This window comes from Algibacter luteus, assembly GCF_030344935.1.
Taxonomy (GTDB): Bacteria; Bacteroidota; Bacteroidia; order Flavobacteriales; family Flavobacteriaceae; genus Arenitalea; species Arenitalea lutea.
On sequence record NZ_CP128313.1, the window covers coordinates 1279917 to 1296457 of the forward strand.

Annotated in this window: 17 protein-coding genes; 9 read left to right on the plus strand and 8 right to left on the minus strand. The window is 34.5% G+C overall.

What is annotated here, in order from left to right; genetic code table 11:
• Positions 1-148: 148 nt before the first annotated feature.
• Positions 149-2302 (plus strand): TonB-dependent receptor, encoded by a 2154-nt coding sequence (locus O5O44_RS05365; protein ID WP_289196044.1) that lies wholly within the window; start codon positions 149-151, stop codon positions 2300-2302.
• Positions 2303-2378: 76 nt separating this feature from the next.
• Here the strand turns inward: O5O44_RS05365 and O5O44_RS05370 are convergent, their stop codons facing one another.
• Positions 2379-2813 (minus strand): universal stress protein, encoded by a 435-nt coding sequence (locus O5O44_RS05370; RefSeq protein ID WP_289196045.1) that lies wholly within the window; start codon positions 2811-2813, stop codon positions 2379-2381.
• Between the two features lie 246 nt (positions 2814-3059).
• Positions 3060-3689, minus strand: coding sequence for a dioxygenase family protein (locus tag O5O44_RS05375; protein ID WP_289196046.1), 630 nt, complete (start codon positions 3687-3689; stop codon positions 3060-3062).
• Between the two features lie 247 nt (positions 3690-3936).
• On the opposite strand from O5O44_RS05375, the gene O5O44_RS05380 reads away from it, so the two are divergent.
• Positions 3937-4668, plus strand: a complete 732-nt coding sequence (locus O5O44_RS05380) for an energy transducer TonB (protein WP_019387039.1) — start codon at positions 3937-3939, stop codon at positions 4666-4668.
• Positions 4669-4734: 66 nt separating this feature from the next.
• Here the strand turns inward: O5O44_RS05380 and O5O44_RS05385 are convergent, their stop codons facing one another.
• Complete coding sequence (locus O5O44_RS05385; RefSeq protein ID WP_289196047.1) at positions 4735-5133, minus strand: hypothetical protein; 399 nt, start codon at positions 5131-5133, stop codon at positions 4735-4737.
• Positions 5134-5286: 153 nt separating this feature from the next.
• Between O5O44_RS05385 and O5O44_RS05390 the strand changes: the two genes are divergently transcribed.
• The 5 genes from O5O44_RS05390 to O5O44_RS05410 all read left to right on the plus strand — a co-directional run bounded on the left by O5O44_RS05390 (position 5287) and on the right by O5O44_RS05410 (position 8835).
• Positions 5287-5910 (plus strand): hypothetical protein, encoded by a 624-nt coding sequence (locus O5O44_RS05390; protein WP_289196048.1) that lies wholly within the window; start codon positions 5287-5289, stop codon positions 5908-5910.
• Between the two features lie 19 nt (positions 5911-5929).
• A complete protein-coding gene (locus O5O44_RS05395) occupies positions 5930-7273 on the plus strand; it encodes a histidine kinase (protein WP_289196049.1) in 1344 nt (447 codons plus the stop codon).
• Positions 7274-7285: 12 nt separating this feature from the next.
• A complete protein-coding gene (locus tag O5O44_RS05400; RefSeq protein WP_289196050.1) occupies positions 7286-7588 on the plus strand; it encodes a 2TM domain-containing protein in 303 nt (100 codons plus the stop codon).
• Positions 7589-7600: 12 nt separating this feature from the next.
• Entirely contained in the window at positions 7601-7930 is a 330-nt protein-coding gene (locus O5O44_RS05405; RefSeq protein WP_289196051.1) for a 2TM domain-containing protein, read from the plus strand.
• Positions 7931-8079: 149 nt separating this feature from the next.
• A complete protein-coding gene (locus O5O44_RS05410; RefSeq protein ID WP_289196052.1) occupies positions 8080-8835 on the plus strand; it encodes a LytR/AlgR family response regulator transcription factor in 756 nt (251 codons plus the stop codon).
• Positions 8836-8937: 102 nt separating this feature from the next.
• On the opposite strand, the gene lpxD is transcribed toward O5O44_RS05410, so the two are convergent.
• The 3 genes from lpxD to O5O44_RS05425 all read right to left on the minus strand — a co-directional run bounded on the left by lpxD (position 8938) and on the right by O5O44_RS05425 (position 12495).
• Positions 8938-9930, minus strand: a complete 993-nt coding sequence (gene lpxD / locus O5O44_RS05415; protein ID WP_289196053.1) for a UDP-3-O-(3-hydroxymyristoyl)glucosamine N-acyltransferase — start codon at positions 9928-9930, stop codon at positions 8938-8940.
• Positions 9931-9991: 61 nt separating this feature from the next.
• Positions 9992-11164, minus strand: a complete 1173-nt coding sequence (locus O5O44_RS05420) for an LETM1-related biofilm-associated protein (protein WP_289196054.1) — start codon at positions 11162-11164, stop codon at positions 9992-9994.
• 95 nt (positions 11165-11259) lie between these two features.
• Positions 11260-12495, minus strand: coding sequence for an exo-beta-N-acetylmuramidase NamZ family protein (locus O5O44_RS05425; RefSeq protein ID WP_289196055.1), 1236 nt, complete (start codon positions 12493-12495; stop codon positions 11260-11262).
• Between the two features lie 9 nt (positions 12496-12504).
• Here O5O44_RS05425 and O5O44_RS05430 point away from each other — a divergent pair, with 9 nt between their 5' ends.
• Complete coding sequence (locus tag O5O44_RS05430; protein ID WP_289196056.1) at positions 12505-13740, plus strand: ABC transporter permease; 1236 nt, start codon at positions 12505-12507, stop codon at positions 13738-13740.
• Between the two features lie 303 nt (positions 13741-14043).
• Positions 14044-15402, plus strand: a complete 1359-nt coding sequence (locus O5O44_RS05435; RefSeq protein ID WP_289196057.1) for a pyridoxal-phosphate dependent enzyme — start codon at positions 14044-14046, stop codon at positions 15400-15402.
• A 12-nt stretch (positions 15403-15414) separates the two neighbouring features.
• Here O5O44_RS05435 and O5O44_RS05440 read toward each other — a convergent pair whose 3' ends face one another.
• On the minus strand, positions 15415-15942 hold the full coding sequence (locus O5O44_RS05440) for a CIA30 family protein (RefSeq protein ID WP_289196058.1): 528 nt from the start codon (positions 15940-15942) through the stop codon (positions 15415-15417).
• A 129-nt stretch (positions 15943-16071) separates the two neighbouring features.
• Positions 16072-16539 carry a nuclear transport factor 2 family protein gene (locus O5O44_RS05445; protein ID WP_289196059.1) on the minus strand — a complete coding sequence of 156 codons (468 nt, stop codon included), beginning with the start codon at positions 16537-16539 and terminating at the stop codon, positions 16072-16074.
• Between the last annotated feature and the right edge of the window lie 2 nt (positions 16540-16541).

A 16541-nucleotide genomic window follows, 5' to 3' on the forward strand; every position in this document is an offset into this window, starting at 1 on the left:
GTCTTTTCAATTCATCATGTAAAAATTACAGTTCGGTAATTTAGAATTTTGGTAACAAGATTCTAATTGCATTTTTGTCTCATCAATTAAAATTTTCAGATGCTGAAATAATTTCAGCTCATGAAAAACGAACAGTAAATAATCAATCATGAAAACATTAACTTTTATTCTTTTAGCTTTATTAAGTATTCAAATTTCAGCTCAAACGACTATCAACGGAACTGTACTCAATTCAAAAAATGAACCTATCGAAGGTGCGAATATTTATTTACAAGGAACTTATGATGGTAGCACTTCAGGTGCTGGTGGTACCTTTTCATTTAAAACTTCCGAAACAGGAACACAAAATTTAGTGGTTTCATTTTTGTCTTATGAAACGTATACCATGATGGGTGACATTAGTTTTATGCAAGATTTAACAATAAAACTTCTTGATGATGTAAATACTTTAGATGCTGTCGTGCTTTCGGCAGGTACTTTCGCAGCAGGAGATAATAGTAAGGTTAATGTTTTAAAGCCATTAGACGTTGTAACTACTGCAAGTGCCTTAGGCGATTTTGTAGGTGCATTACAAACTTTACCAGGAACAACAACAGTTGCCGAAGATGGTAGGCTATTTGTACGAGGTGGAGACGCCAACGAAACCCAAATTTTTATTGATGGTATTCGCGTATTTACGCCGTATTCACCAACTACCAATAATGCGCCAACAAGAGGACGATACTCGCCGTTTTTGTTTGATGGCATTACCTTTTCTACTGGCGGTTATTCGGCTGAATATGGGCAAGCCTTGTCTAGTGTGTTGCTTTTAAATACCGTTGACGAACCCGACCAAGAGAAAACAGATATTGGTATTATGAGTGTAGGTGCAACACTCGGGAATACACAAAAATGGGAGAAAAGCTCGGTGAGTGTTAATGCGTCATATATTAATTTGGCGCCTTATAACGCCATTTTTAAAAACAGAAACGATTGGATTAAACCTTTTGAAACTGTTTCTGGTGAAGCTGTTTTTAGAAGAAAAACCAATGCTGGATTATTTAAGCTATACAGTGCTTTTGACGCTACTGGATTCGAATTAACTCAAGAAGATATAAACGAGCCCGAAGGTGCCTACATCAAATTAAGAAATAATAATGTTTACGTTAATGGCTCGTATGACGGTGTTTTAAGTCCTACATGGTCGATTTTTGGAGGCATGAGCTTCACACATGCCAAAAACAATTTAAACGTTATTGAAAGCCAAATTAACGACACAGAAAACTCTTTACATGCAAAGTTAAAATTCAAAAACAGAATAAGTAACCGTTTGAAACTCTATTTTGGAACGGAGTATTTTGCAACAAACTTTGACGAACGATATCAAGATGAAACCATAGAAGCAAACAATTATGGATATAATAATAATATTGCTGCAACCTATGCCGAAGCTGATATTTTCCTTTCCAAAAAGCTAGCCTTTAAAACGGGTTTACGAGGAGAATACAGCACGATATTTAAGGATTTCAAAATAGCTCCGAGATTATCTTTGGCTTATAAAACCAGTGGAAAAAGTCAGTTATCGTTGGCATATGGCGAATTTTACCAAAACCCCTCAAGTGAAGTATTGAAGTTTAATCAAGATTTAAATTCTGAGCAAACATCACATTATATATTTAACTATCAATACAATGCCGATAGAAAGTTATTTAGAGCGGAAGCTTATTATAAAACTTATAGTAATTTAGTGAAGTACGATTCTGATTTTGCAAATTTTGATAGCAACTATAGTAACAGCGGAAGTGGTTTTGCACGCGGTGTGGATTTCTTTTGGAGAGATAGTAAAAGCCTAAAGAATTTTGATTATTGGTTAAGCTATTCATTTTTAGATACCAAGCGCGACTACAAAAATTACCTTACCAAAGCGCAACCCGATTTTGCAAACACACATAACCTTTCAATAGTTGGGAAGTATTGGGTTGATAAATGGCGCAGTCAATTGGGTTTTAGTTTTGCACATGCGTCAGGTAGGACTTATACCAATCCAAACAACCCTGGGTTTTTAAATGTAAAAACCAAAGCTTTTAATAGTTTAAGTGTGAATTGGGCATATTTAATTAGTCCGCAAAAAATACTTTATGCGAGCGTTAATAATGTTTTAGGATTTAAAAACGTAAATGGCTATCAATATGCGAATACACCAGATGTTAATGGTAATTATAACAGACGCGCATTACAACCTGCAACCGATCAGTTCTTTTTTGTTGGTTTTTTCTGGACCATTAGTGAGGATAAAAAGAGCAATCAGTTGGATAATTTATAGAAGAGAAAAATCCATAGTTAAAATAACTACAATCAAAATTCATTGATGTTTTGGGAATACTATATGCGTTTTGAAACTATCTCAATGGAATAACAAGTACAGGTATTTTGGATTTTTTAATGATTTGAGATGAAACACTTCCTAATAGTGCCTTGTAGAATATACCGCGATTTCGATGACCGGTAATTATAAGGTCTATATTTAATTTTTCAGATTTTTTTATTATCATTTCTGTAGTTGCACCTTGTAATAATATGCCATCTGCATCCATACCTTGTTTTTCAAGTGCTCTGCAGTAATCTTCCAGTTGCCTATGCTCCTTTTTAATTTCTTTTGCTCTATTATCTCTTATATATTGTGGTCCAGCATCATAACCAACGAAATCAGGATCTGGCGCAGTTATATGAATAAGCCATAATTTAGAATTGAAGGATTGCGCAAATTGAGTAGCAACATCAATTAACTTTTTTTCGTTTTCTTCAAAATCCAAAGTAACTAGTATATTTTTCATGATTCCTTGTATTAATGTTTTGAATCAACATCTAAAGTTTCGAATAATTTCGTTCTAATAACTTTATTGAGCGTCCTTCTAATTTACTAAAAAAACCAGACAATTCCAATTCAATGTACACTCAATAAGCGCTTCATTTAAATTAAGATTGAGATGTTTCAATTGGTATAATAATACAATCAATTGAATTAGATATTAGTGAGAGTTTTAAAGAAATTAAATACAGCGAATACACCTATCCTGATGTTATTCGTAGTTTGGGATGTTTAAACCTAGTATAATGTCTCTATGAACTGTGAGTATGTTGTCTTCTAAAATGGGGTTTACTAAGCCTGAACCACCTCTATTAGTTAAGCCATTTCTTTGTTTCTCAGTTAGAAACTGGTCGTCATCAAATACAAAATCATCAATATAATATTCGTTTTTATCAGGTTCTTTAATCGTGACATGAATGTGTTCTGGCACAGTGCTATTTGGGTAAGATGCAGGCCTAAATGTATAAAAGGTATATTGACCAGATTGGTCCGTTTTAATCCATCCGCGAATGTGTCCATGTCTTTTTGCCCATCCTTTTTCATCGCCCTTAGTTGGATAAATACCCTTTCGATTTGTTTGATAGATATAAAGAATGATATTTTCGGCGGGTGTTTTTCCATCTTTTTTAAATATCGTACCTGTTAACTTTAGCTTAGGTTCGGTATTATAAAATTCGGGTAAAGTGTCAGTTGTTGTGAGTTTCTTGTTACCATACTCATATACGGCTTCACAACCTTCACATGGGCCTCCAACCAACGCGTTGGTTTTAACATTCTTGGTTTGAGATTCACAAGAAGTAGTTATTAGTATAAGGATTAAAAAGTGAATTAGTCTTCTCATCTCATTATATTATTGATGGATTTCCAAAAATATACCACATTTTTCATTTTGAGTTAAAACGAAGTTATGCTTTTTTTCTGATAATTTCAAGATTATGTGAAGATTCAAACGCTTACTAAATACGATATTATCAGAAAATAGGATTTTTTTTGAGATATGATAAATATCATAGTTGATATTCTGATTATATAATAATTTTACACTGTAGAAATGATGATGGTATCCCCATCTGTAAAAACCAAATGTCATGGAAGCTAAAAAGAATCCAGAATTAGAAATAGGAAGAAATAGTGGCATTTATTTTGCTATTGGCCTGAACTTAATGTTATTATTGTCATGGAGAGCTTTAGAATACAGAACTTACGAGCAAGATGATGTAGAAATTGGTGTTGTAAATATGGAGACTCAGTTTGAGGAAGAAATTCCTATCGTAAATGCAAATACACCACCACCGCCACCACCACCAGCTGTGGTTCAAGAAGTTATACAGATTGTAGAAGATGTTGAAGAGGTTGAAGAAACCGTAATCGAAAGCACCGAAATTGGTCAAGATGATGCTGTTGAGGAGCGCATTGTAGAAGTTAGCGATGTGGAAGTTGAAGAGGTAGATGAAGATGTTCAAGTTGCTTTTGCGATAATAGAAGATGTTCCTGTATTTCCTGGATGCGAAGGGTTGTCAAAACAAGGCACAAAAGATTGTTTTCAGAAAAAAATACAAGAGCATGTCGGTAAGAATTTTACTTACCCGCAAACGGCATTAGACTTAGGAATACAAGGACGTGTTTCAGTCGTTTTCGTAATCGATAAATCAGGACACATAACCAATATTAGATCTAGAGGACCAGATAAAATTTTACAACAAGAAGCAGAACGTATTATCGGGAAATTACCAAAAATGAAACCCGGTAAACAGCGCGGTATGCCTGTAAAAGTGGCTTATGCTGTACCAATCTTCTTTAAGCTTGATACTGGTTCATAAAAACTAATAGTATTGTGTACAAATGGGGAATGGGCAGTCTGAAGAAATTCAGACTGCCCTTTTTGTTTAATTCCAATGTTTTACAGCACTGTTGTGGCTTATAATTTTTCTAAATTCACCCGGCTTTTTTTTGTTCATTAGTTTTAATCCATTTCCAGCTTCAATAAGTGTATTAAAATTAGTTTCACTTGCGTCAAACTGCAATTGGTTTTTATAGGTTGTTATCAATATAAAACTATAGGGTTCCGTTTCAGTAGGTTCAGTTTCTAAAAGTTGATAACTATGTATATATCCTTTCTCAATAGCCTTAATTCGTAATTGTTCCCAATTGTTTTGATAATAAAAAAGAGCTTCAGGTTTATTGCTATTTAAAACTTGAACATAGTCAATCATTGATATTTTTTCAGTCTGACCATAACTCAAAGAAGTAATAGAAATAACGAAAAAGGCTATTAGAGTTTTCATAAAATGAATTTTTAATACTGAAATATAGTATTTCAGATTTAGAAATAATAGCAGATTAACATTTCAGCATAAAAAAATAACAGTTCGGTAAGTCCGTTTTTAAAACTCTCGATTTCTTTTGGATATTTGAACCATCATTAAAAACGAACACTCATGAAAAAATTAATTATTATCGCAACAGTACTAGTTTCAGCATTTTTAAATGCACAAACTAATTACGAACAAGGGATGCAAAAAGCCTTTGATTTATGGACTAACAACCAACCAACTGAGGCCGCAAATCTTTTTGAGCGCATTTCCAGCGCTGAAACAGATAATTGGTTGCCAGCATATTATGCAGCGCAAATTAACATCCTATATAGTTTTGGAGAAAGAGACGAAGATGTGCTTTCAGCAAAACTTAAAAAAGCTCAAGATTTAATAAACGACGCAACTGCTATTTCAAAAGAAAATCCAGAAATAATGGTTTTGCAAGCGTTGTTGCATACCGCTTGGGTTGCTTATGATGGTGCTACCTATGGCATGACACTTTCGGGAAAAGTTGTTGAAATTTATACCAAAGCCAAAATGATGGCGCCTGAAAATCCAAGAGTCGTTTATTGCAAAGCAGAATGGGATATGGGTGGCGCTAAATATTTTGGACAAGACACGACACCATTTTGCAAAGATTTAGAACATGCCTTAGAACTTTTTGCTAACTTTAAACCAGAAACACCTTTTCATCCAAATTGGGGAAAAGACCGCGTAGAAATGTTATTAGAAACTTGCGGAAAATAATACTTATATCAATTAGATCATGACAAAATCGTCTAAAAATATCATTATTGCTTTTATTATTGGATGCATCATTTTTGTAATTGGCAATCTCATGTCTAGAGGGCTCCAATTTGAAAGTGTCAACGAGTTTTTAGTCAATTTTAGTCTGTATCAACTGCACTCTTTTGTAATAGCATATTCTAATATGTATTTCTTTGATTATATGGAAAGTCGCAGTTGGAAAAAGAACGATACCATAAAACGCATTGTTCTAGGTATCCTAGGTGCAACGGTAATCACTTTAATCGCACTTTTCATACTAAGAGCATCTACTGCTGTAATTTATAACGGCGATAACTTTTCAGATTTTTTGTCTAATGAAAAGTTTAAAAATTATCAGTTCGGATTATGGATAACACTTACCATCGTAATTATATTTTATGTCATTTATTTTTATAATAGATACCAGCAAAACCGAATTAAAGAACAAAAAGTAATAGCAGGAACCGCTAGCGCCAAGTTTGATGCTTTAAAAAACCAATTAGACCCTCATTTTCTATTCAATAGTTTAAATGTATTAACCAGTTTAATTGAAGAAAACCCTGAAAATGCGCAGAAATTCACCACATCACTGTCTAAAGTGTATCGTTATGTGTTAGAGCAAAAAAACAAGGAACTAGTAACGGTTGATGAGGAATTGCAATTCGCAAAAACGTACATGTCTTTACTTAAAATGCGTTTTGAAGATAGTATCATCTTCACCATGCCCGAAAAAGCATCAAACCCAGAAAGTAAAGTGGTGCCTTTATCGCTACAATTACTTCTAGAAAATGCCGTAAAGCATAATATGGTAACATCAAGTAAGCCGTTAAAAATTAACATTTACGAAGATCAAGGAAGCCTTATTGTAGAAAACAATTTGCAACCCAAACAAATAGTTAAAAAAAGTAGCGGGGTAGGATTAGGTAACATTACTCAACGTTACGATTTATTAACCAATAAAAAAGTAAATATCATAAAAGAAGCAAACCGTTTTGCAGTAGCAATACCTATGCTTACTAAAAAAATATCAGTCATGAGAACAGAACAAGCATCATCGCAAATAGACGATAGTTACTTGCGAGCACTAAACTATGTGGACGAACTAAAAGGGTTCTATTATAGCCTTATATCTTATGTTATAGTTATTCCAATTTTAATTTATATCAACTACAGAACCTCATGGGGCTTTCAATGGTTTTGGTTCCCCATGTTTGGTTGGGGCATTGGTTTAACCATTCAAGCATTTAGAGTTTTTGTAACCAATGGATTCTTAGGTCAAAGTTGGGAAAAGCGAAAAATGGAAGAAATTATGCGTAACGAAGAAAAAAAGAACTGGGACTAAACTTAAGTCATCATGAAAAAATTACCAGATACAGAAACGAATCATAAAGTCTCTAGAGCGCGCAAGCGTGTCGAAGAAATAAAAGGCTTTTACCAGCACTTGTTAGCCTATTGTCTATTTACACCGTTTACCATTTTTATTAATTATAAAACCTATTGGGATTACAAATGGTTTTGGTATTCTGTAATAAGCTGGGGCATTGCGGTTGCCATTCACGGGTTTATTGTATTTGTTCACAAAGGTAAATTTGGTCGCAAGTGGGAAGAACGCAAAATCCAAGAATTTATGCGTAAAGAAGAAAACAAATGGAATTAAAACATTAAAACAATGGAAAATTATAACTTAGAACCATATCAAGATAAAGATTTCCAAAAAGAGCAAGCCTATGCACGAGCTAAAAAACGCGTAAAAGAACTTAAAGGCTTCTATTGGCATGCGTTTTGGTATGTAGCGGTAAACATTTTTTTAGTATACACCATAGTATCCAACGGGGGCGAATTCTGGCATTTCGGCACCTTTTCAACCGCCATTTTTTGGGGTATTGGTTTGGGTTTTCATGCCCTCTCAGTATTTGGTAAAAACTATATGTTTAGCAAATCGTGGGAAGAACGTAAAATAAAAGAGTTCATGGATAACGATAAAAGGCAATGGAAATAAAATAATTAGGGCGCGTGCCTGCCGGCAGGCAGGTTACCACAAGGGTCGGGTTTTCGCGAGTCGCTACCTCCTGCTTCGGGGAGCTTCAACAAATCCCTCAACCCCTAACGCAAACCAGAACACCAATTAAACAATCATAAAAAATCAAAATGAAAGTAATCATTATAGAAGACGAAAAACCATCAGCAAGACGCTTACAACGTATGCTCGAAAGTTTAGATATGAAAGTCGAAGTTATGCTGCACTCCGTAGAAGAATCCATAAACTGGTTTCAAAATAACCCGCACCCCGATTTAATATTTCTAGACATTCAATTAAGCGATGGACTTTCGTTCGAAATTTTCGAAACCATCGAAATAAAGTCTGCAATAATTTTCACCACTGCTTATGATGAGTATGCACTTCAAGCCTTCAAACTTAATAGTATCGATTATTTATTAAAACCTATTGACGACGAAGATTTGGCCACCGCAGTAAAAAAGTACCAAGAACGTGCACCACAAAAGCAAGCCGTAACTTTAGATTTTAACGATATAAAAAAACTCTTGGTAAACCCTTTAGACCGTGAGTACAAAAAACGCTTCTCGGTAAAAGTAGGGCAGCATCTTAAACTTATAAATATAGACGATATCGAATGTTTTTACAGCGAAAACAAAGGCACCTATTTGCATACTACAGAAGGTAGAAACTACCTTTTAGATACCACTTTAGAGCAGTTAGAAGATGAGTTAGAACCACGAACCTTTTACCGGATAAACCGCAAATTTTTTGTAAATATCAATGCCATAAAAGATATGGTGAGTTATACCAATTCAAGATTGCAAATCAAATTAAATTCTTATAACGAACAAGAGGTTGTCGTTGCCCGCGAACGCGTTAAAGATTTTAAGATGTGGTTGGAATAGATTTATGTTTCTTGTAATTGAAACATATAAAAACTTAAAATGTATACATCTAATATTTAGCGAAATTCGTTAAAATTTCACCCAAATTTATATTATTGAACTTTACTTTTTTGTTAATCTTCGCATCGCTACCCATTGCTTCAACATTTCTCGAGAGTCTTGTGCTGGATAACCAAGAACGGTTTGTCCGGCAGGTACATCGTTCATAACTCCTGAACCTGCACCAACAGTCGCGCCAGAATGTATAGTGGTGTGATCTTTTATAGATGCCGAACCTCCAATGATAACACCATCTCCTAAGGTTACCGAACCTGCAAGTCCGCTATGTCCCGCCATAATACAGGAGCGTCCCATAACACTATTATGTGCAATTTGTACCAAATTATCTATTTTACAGCCGTCTCCAATAATGGTGCTGCTAAATTTAGCTCTATCCACACAAGAGTTGGCGCCAATTTCAACATGATGCCCAATAATAACATTCCCTATTTGCGGAATTTTTACCAATCCTCTGCCATCATCGCTAGGGCGGTACCCAAAACCATCGGCACCAATACTCACGTTGGTATGAAAAATACAATGGTTACCAATAATACAACGCTCTCTAATCACTGTTCCAGACCAAACTATAGTGTGGTCTCCAATTGTAGTTTCGTCAAAAACACAAACATTGGGGTATAAAATTACACCTTTGCCAAGCGAAACGTTTTTACCAACATAGCAATTGGCTCCAATTTTACAACCTTCACCTATTGAAGCAGTTTCATGAATAACCGCTGTAGGATGAATATCCGATTCAAAAGCTGGAGCTGGCGGATTGAATAATTCCAAAACTTTAGCCATAGCCAAATCCGCATTTTTAACTTTTATTACCGCCCGATTCTCATCAGGTACCACAGTTAAATTGTCGTTTACTAAAACGGCACTCGCTTTAGAATCTGCCCAATATTTCACATATTTATGGCTGCCTATAAATGTAATATGTTGTTTTTTAGCATTTTGTAATTGTTCCGGGCCTTCAATAGGTTGTGTAGTGTTTCCAATTAATTCACCCTTTAACAGGTTGTTAATTTCTTGAATAGTATAAGATGTCATTATTATTTAAGGTTAGTGAGTAGTTGTAAAGCTACTGGAAATAAAGTAAAAAAAAGAGGATTTACTCGTCTATTCTATTTTCGTCAAACGCAGAAGGTAATAATTTTGGTATAAATTTAACTACCAAAGGCAATAATAAAGCCCCACCAGGAAGTAAAAAAATCGCAAGACTAGGTATCGATTTAAAAATGTCGAGTAGTTGTTCTTGTACTTTTTTTTGTTCCTCTTTACTTAAATCTCTTACTGTTGATTGTGAAAGGAGCACCATCAATTCTTTACTGTCTTTAAGTTCTTGGTACAAGCGTTTACTGTTTCGAGAAATCAGTTTATTCACCATTTTGCTCGAATTGTTATAAAAGCTCTGAACAATATTCTTAGAACTTAAAAGCGCAATATTATCTTTATGAACGGTATAAAAGTGATTCACCGCTTTTATCGATTGATGTATACGCGACATACTTAACTCTAAATCGTTCCCCAATTTTTCTAAAAAATGTTGTTCCTCGACATCTATCATTTGGTCACTCCAAGTTGCCATACAAGCTAAATCTAAAATATAATACTTCTCTAGATTTGTATTTACGTTTTTAATGGCTTTGGTATAATTTAATTCCGAAGCGTCTTGATAGCGTAACGAAGATTCAAATAATTTAATTAAACTTTCGTCGTACTGATTTTTAGTTTCTTTAGAATTTAAAACATCTAGAGAAATAGAAGCAATAGAGGCTTCTAAATTTTTAAGATAATCGGTTGATATGGTGAGGTTGTTCAAATAAACTTCATAAGCTAAAACATCAACAAACAACAAGGCATTAATAATAAAGTAGTTGAAGTTTTTTGTGAGCACGTTGGCATCAATCTGAATGCGCGTGTGTATAATTTTTTCAAGTTCTTCATTCGATTTTTTTCCGCCTAATAAACCTTTTAAAAAAGACGTTTTTATGTCATCAATTTCAGAATAAAAACTAATAACGCTATCAACAAAAGGAATATTTTGTTTAGAATTGGCGTGTGTGTAATAAAGCGCTAAACATAAATTGGTTTTACAAAGCTCGTCTTCCGTTAGGTCATTTTTATCAATAACTTGTGCTACAACATCTAAATTACTTCCGTATATAAACCCGCAAGACCTTAGAGCACCGTAAAAGGTTTCTTCGTCGAGTTTTAAAAAGAGATTGTTTTTATCAATCTCCTTGATCAATTTTTTTATCCAACCTGCGGAAGATGGGTTCATAACTTCGTTCGCTTAATACGGTGTAAAATTAAGCTTTTAGCTTAAAATGCAGATTAATTTTTTATTAAGTATTAAAAATAAATGTTCAAATAGATTTACTGATAGATTAAATAAGGTGTCCTCATCGCTTTAAACTTATCCAAGCCTTCTTTCCAAGTGGCTTTTATCTCTGCTTGAGAAAGACCAGATTTTATCTGTTGTTGCAGCGTTTCAGTACCTGCCAGTTTACTGAAAAATGGATTAAAAAAAGTGCTTTTATCTGTTGTTTGTTGATAGGCTTCAATTAACCATTCTAAATTTAAAAAATCAAGAGCTTTGGTGTTCCTTAAATCTTTACCATAACAAACTTTATTTTCATGTTTTGGGTATTTCGATCCAAAATTAGGTTTCGGTGTAAATTGAAAATCGAATGACTCCGGATTTAAAAACGGACTACCAAAAATCTGAAATTGCATTTCGGTACCTCGTCCAGCACTAACATTGGTACCTTCAAAAAAGCATAAACTAGGGTAGAGGTTAATTGCCTGGTCATTTGGTAAATTCGGACTCGGTTTAATAGGTAAACTATATTTTTTTTGGTGATTGTAATGCTTCATATTAATAACTTCCAATTCACATTGAATTCCATTGGCTAACCATTTTTCACCGTTAATCATTTGTGCATATTCTCCAATTGTCATCCCATGAACTACAGGAATTGGATGCATGCCTACAAAACTTTTGTGCTCCATTTCTAAAATAGGTCCATCTACATAATGCCCATTTGGATTGGGTCTGTCTAAAACTAAAACAGATATATTGTTTTCGGCACAAGCTTCCAAAACGTAGTGCAGCGACGAAATATAAGTGTAAAATCGCGCACCAACATCTTGAATATCAAATACAACAAGGTCTAAATCTTTTAGCTGTTCGGCCGAAGGTTTTTTGTTTTTTCCGTAAAGCGAGATAATAGGTAAATTGGTTTTGGTGTCTACGCCATCTTTAACCACTTCACCGGCATCTGCTTGCCCACGAAAACCGTGTTCAGGAGCAAATACTTTTTTTATATCAACTTTTAAAGCTACTAATGAATCAACCAAATGCGCATAACTGGTATGAGCTTGGTTTTTAAAAATCACCGATGTTTGGTTGGCTACAATACCAATGCGTTTCCCTTTTAATAATGGCAAATAAATCTCAGTTTGATTTGCGCCAACAACAATAGCGCTGTCCATTTGAGTTTGTTCAATAGTCTCAGCTTTTTCAGAAGTCTTATTTTTCACTTTAGAAGCGCAAGAAATCATGACTAAAACAAATAATAAAACTGTATTTTTGAAAACATTAAACCGCATAGTAAAATTTTGAATTACGAGTTTTTTATAGCTAAACGCATTATTGGTAGTAAAGCGTATAAAAGTAGCATATCGGCACCAATAATAAAAATTGGTATCGCAGCAATTGCTATTGGCATTGTGGTGATGATGATTGCCATAGCCACTGGCATTGGTTTACAGCAAAAAATTCGCGATAAAGTAGTGGCGTTTAACGGGCATGTTACCATTACAAAATACGATAGTAACAACTCGCAAGAAAGTGTATCGCCTATATCTAAAAACCAAGATTTCTATCCAAAATTTAAGGCGGTGACTAGTGTAAGCCATGTACAAGGGGTTGCTTCAAAATTTGGCGTTATTCGAACAGAAACCGATTTTGAAGGCGTGTACCTAAAAGGTGTAGGTGCTGATTATAACTGGAGTTATTTTAAAGAGTTTTTATTAGAAGGTGAATTGCCCGATTATACGCAAAACCGAAACGAAGAGGTTTTAGTTTCACAATATTTAGCAAACAGACTCCATTTTAAAGTTGGAGATAAATTCCAAATGGTATTTGCTAAAGACGATCCAGAAAAAATCCCAAACATCATTACCTACCATGTAAAAGGCATTTACAATTCAGGTTTTCAAGATCTTGATGCCCAATATATTATTGGCGATATCCGTCACTTACAGCGCATCAATCGTTGGGAAAAAGATCAAGTAGGTCATTTCGAAGTTTTTATCAGCGATTACAATTCCCTCGATGAAACAGCAGCACAAATCCATCAAAATATTTCATCGCTATTAGACTCCCAAACCATAACCGATAGATATTATTCTATTTTCGAATGGATTAAAATTTTTGATAAAAATATTTACGGAATCATTGGTATCATGATACTCGTAGCAGGTATTAACATGATTACGGCACTCCTAGTTTTAATTCTAGAGCGCACCCGCATGATTGGAGTTTTAAAAACTTTGGGTAGTAGTAACTGGGGTATTCGCAAAATCTTTATATACAACGCTGCTTACCTCATACTTCTAGGTTTGTTTTGGGGCAATATTTTAGGCTTAGGCTTGCTTTATGCGCAAAAATATTTCAAACTTTTCCCATTAGACCCAAGCGTGTATTATGTTTCCGAAGCGCCCGTTTATATCAGTTTGGGCTATATTATAGCGCTCAATATAGGCACACTCATTCTTTGCTTACTCATGCTGCTTGTGCCTTCGTATATCATTACAAAGATATCGCCAGTAAAAGCCATTCGCTTCGATTAGTTTTTTTTAGGGCGTTTGCCTTTCGGCAGGTAGGTTACCACAAGGGTCGGGCTTTTATTCATGCATTTCTATTTTAAATTATTGAATTCATGAACATAAAATGTTTCGTTATATCTTTCTGCAATGCATTCTCGAATTAGTTTCAGGATTTTTCTAACAAATAGGCATATGCCTAGATTTAAAAAGACAAAATAAAAGCTCCGCACAAAGGATGCCACTGCAATCCCTAACGCACATAATAACTAACTTTTAACATATACCAACTAGGTTTTTAGTATTTTTGAAACAACACGAAAAAACCTTATGGAATACGCCAAAAACATATTAGAAACTATAGGTAACACACCGCTTGTTAAGCTTAATGTTTTAACAAAAAACTTACCTTGTTTAGTACTAGCAAAATACGAAACCTTCAATCCAGGTAACTCCACAAAAGATCGAATGGCGGTTAAAATGATTGAAGATGCCGAAGACGATGGACGTTTAAAACCAGGAGGTACCATCATAGAAGGAACCTCTGGAAACACCGGTATGGGTCTCGCATTGGCAGCGATAGTCAAAGGTTATAAAATGATTTGTGTGATAAGCGATAAACAGAGTAAAGAAAAAATGGATATCCTGCGCGCCGTAGGAAGTAAAGTGGTTGTGTGTCCTACTAATGTTGAGCCAGACGATCCTAAATCGTATTATTCAACATCAAAACGTCTTGCCGAAGAAACCCCAAATTCTTGGTATGTTAATCAATACGATAACCCGAGTAATGCCTTAGCGCATTACGAAAGTACCGGACCAGAAATCTGGAAACAAACCGATGGTAAAATAACACATTTTGTTGTGGGTGTTGGTACTGGCGGAACCATTTCTGGTGTTGGTAAATACTTAAAAGAACAAAACCCTAATGTTAAAATTTGGGGTGTCGATACTTACGGTTCTGTATTTAAAAAGTATCACGAAACAGGTGTGTTCGACGAGAATGAAATTTATCCATACATCACCGAAGGCATTGGTGAAGATATTCTACCAAAAAATGTCGATTTTAACATTATTGATGGTTTCACCAAAGTAACCGATAAATATGCGGCTATTTACACTCAAAAATTAGCCAAAGAGGAAGGTATGTTTCTTGGTAATTCCGCAGGAGCAGCCATCAAAGGTTTACTTCAGTTAAAAGAACATTTTACGAAAGACGATGTGGTAGTGGTTTTATTTCATGATCATGGCAGTCGTTATGTTGGTAAAATGTATAATGATGAGTGGATGCGCGAACGCGGTTTTATTGAAGACAAAATAACCTCGGCAGCAGATCTTGTAGCAAGCGATTCAGAGAAAACTTTAGTGACTGTAAAAACAGAAGAATTGGTATCTCACGCCATCGAGCGCATGAAAGCCTATAAAATATCTCAAATTCCTGTTGAAGATTCTACCGGATTTGTAGGTGCTATTGATGAAGCAGATTTATTACGCATGTATATTGAAAATAAAGACATTTCTAATTTGCCAATAAAAGACGTGATGCACAAGCCTTTTCCCATAGTAGATAAAAACACACCCATTGATGTGATTTCAAAACTATTCAACAAAGAAAATAATGCTGTTTTGGTTCATTTAAGCGAAGGGAAATATCAAATTATTACCAAATACGATATTATTAGTGCGCTTTAAATTTTGACTTGCTTATTTTAAAATAATGCTTTCAATTTCAAGATTAAAGGGTTCTGCTTTCTTATTACCAATTAAAAACGCAATCATTTCCATTTGTTTTCCTGTATAATTGGCAGCATCTAATTTTTTTCCGCGAAAAGCGGGATACATGGTATTAAAAGGAATTTCGATAGTTTCCCATGCTTTTGTAGTTTCAAAAGTAGCCACAAAAGAATAGTAATCTGATTCGTTTTCTTTAATTCTAAATTGATAGGTTTCACCATCGCCTTTTACTTTTATATAGACTTTAGAATAGTTCTTGGCTTCTATGGTATCAAAACGATATTGCACCATTGAAAAACCACCATTATTTTCTAAAGATACATCGCCATAAAACAAGCCATTTCCAGCATCGTTAATTTTAAAATGTCCTTGAGAACGTCCACCCATAACACCATCATCAATAATGTTCCATTTAGAAATATTGCTCTCGCTATTGAAATTAAATAGAGTCATGGTTGTTTGAATGATTAAAAAGATTAAAGTATATAGTTGATTCATAAATGATTAGTGTTTGGAGAAACGAGAGGATTGTATTTCAAAAATTAATCGATTTTAACTAATAATGAAATAAACTATCTCAAAGTACAAAACGATCATTACATTTTAACTCCAAGTAAAGTGAACTGGTTAATCAGACTTTGTTTTTGTTGCAGTTACAGGAAAAGGTTTCCAAGTATAGCTTTTATGAACAATTTTCCAGGATCCTTCATATTTCAAAAGCAGAAAGTAATCCGTAATAATTCGCCAATTAGGAACTACTATTTCAGCCTTAGCTATGGCAGCATCTTTTTCAAAATCTATAGAAATAATACGTCCGACACGATTTGATTTTTTACCAGGTTGAAAATTAGAAATGTACTTTTCACCCGACCGAATTCTTAAACTATCCGCTTCAGTCACCGTATAAAGGTTAAAATCTGGATGAAAGGCTTGTCGTAATCGGTCTGGTTCTCCGTTGGCTGTTCCCTCAATATAGTGCATTAGGGTTTCGGTAATTTGTTCTATTTCAAATGCGTTATCTGTGTTTTGTGCAAACAAAAAACAACTACAATTTAACACCGTTACAATAAGCGAAATCTTTTTTAAAAGTTTCATTT

Coding starts and splice junctions, on each gene's coding strand:
- O5O44_RS05365 (WP_289196044.1), top strand. CDS start 149: ATGAAAACATTAACTTTTATTCTTTTAGCTTTATTAAGTATTCAAATT.
- O5O44_RS05370 (WP_289196045.1), bottom strand. CDS start 2,813: ATGAAAAATATACTAGTTACTTTGGATTTTGAAGAAAACGAAAAAAAG.
- O5O44_RS05375 (WP_289196046.1), bottom strand. CDS start 3,689: ATGAGAAGACTAATTCACTTTTTAATCCTTATACTAATAACTACTTCT.
- O5O44_RS05380 (WP_019387039.1), top strand. CDS start 3,937: ATGGAAGCTAAAAAGAATCCAGAATTAGAAATAGGAAGAAATAGTGGC.
- O5O44_RS05385 (WP_289196047.1), bottom strand. CDS start 5,133: ATGAAAACTCTAATAGCCTTTTTCGTTATTTCTATTACTTCTTTGAGT.
- O5O44_RS05390 (WP_289196048.1), top strand. CDS start 5,287: ATGAAAAAATTAATTATTATCGCAACAGTACTAGTTTCAGCATTTTTA.
- O5O44_RS05395 (WP_289196049.1), top strand. CDS start 5,930: ATGACAAAATCGTCTAAAAATATCATTATTGCTTTTATTATTGGATGC.
- O5O44_RS05400 (WP_289196050.1), top strand. CDS start 7,286: ATGAAAAAATTACCAGATACAGAAACGAATCATAAAGTCTCTAGAGCG.
- O5O44_RS05405 (WP_289196051.1), top strand. CDS start 7,601: ATGGAAAATTATAACTTAGAACCATATCAAGATAAAGATTTCCAAAAA.
- O5O44_RS05410 (WP_289196052.1), top strand. CDS start 8,080: ATGAAAGTAATCATTATAGAAGACGAAAAACCATCAGCAAGACGCTTA.
- lpxD (WP_289196053.1), bottom strand. CDS start 9,930: ATGACATCTTATACTATTCAAGAAATTAACAACCTGTTAAAGGGTGAA.
- O5O44_RS05420 (WP_289196054.1), bottom strand. CDS start 11,164: ATGAACCCATCTTCCGCAGGTTGGATAAAAAAATTGATCAAGGAGATT.
- O5O44_RS05425 (WP_289196055.1), bottom strand. CDS start 12,495: ATGCGGTTTAATGTTTTCAAAAATACAGTTTTATTATTTGTTTTAGTC.
- O5O44_RS05435 (WP_289196057.1), top strand. CDS start 14,044: ATGGAATACGCCAAAAACATATTAGAAACTATAGGTAACACACCGCTT.
- O5O44_RS05440 (WP_289196058.1), bottom strand. CDS start 15,942: ATGAATCAACTATATACTTTAATCTTTTTAATCATTCAAACAACCATG.
- O5O44_RS05445 (WP_289196059.1), bottom strand. CDS start 16,539: ATGAAACTTTTAAAAAAGATTTCGCTTATTGTAACGGTGTTAAATTGT.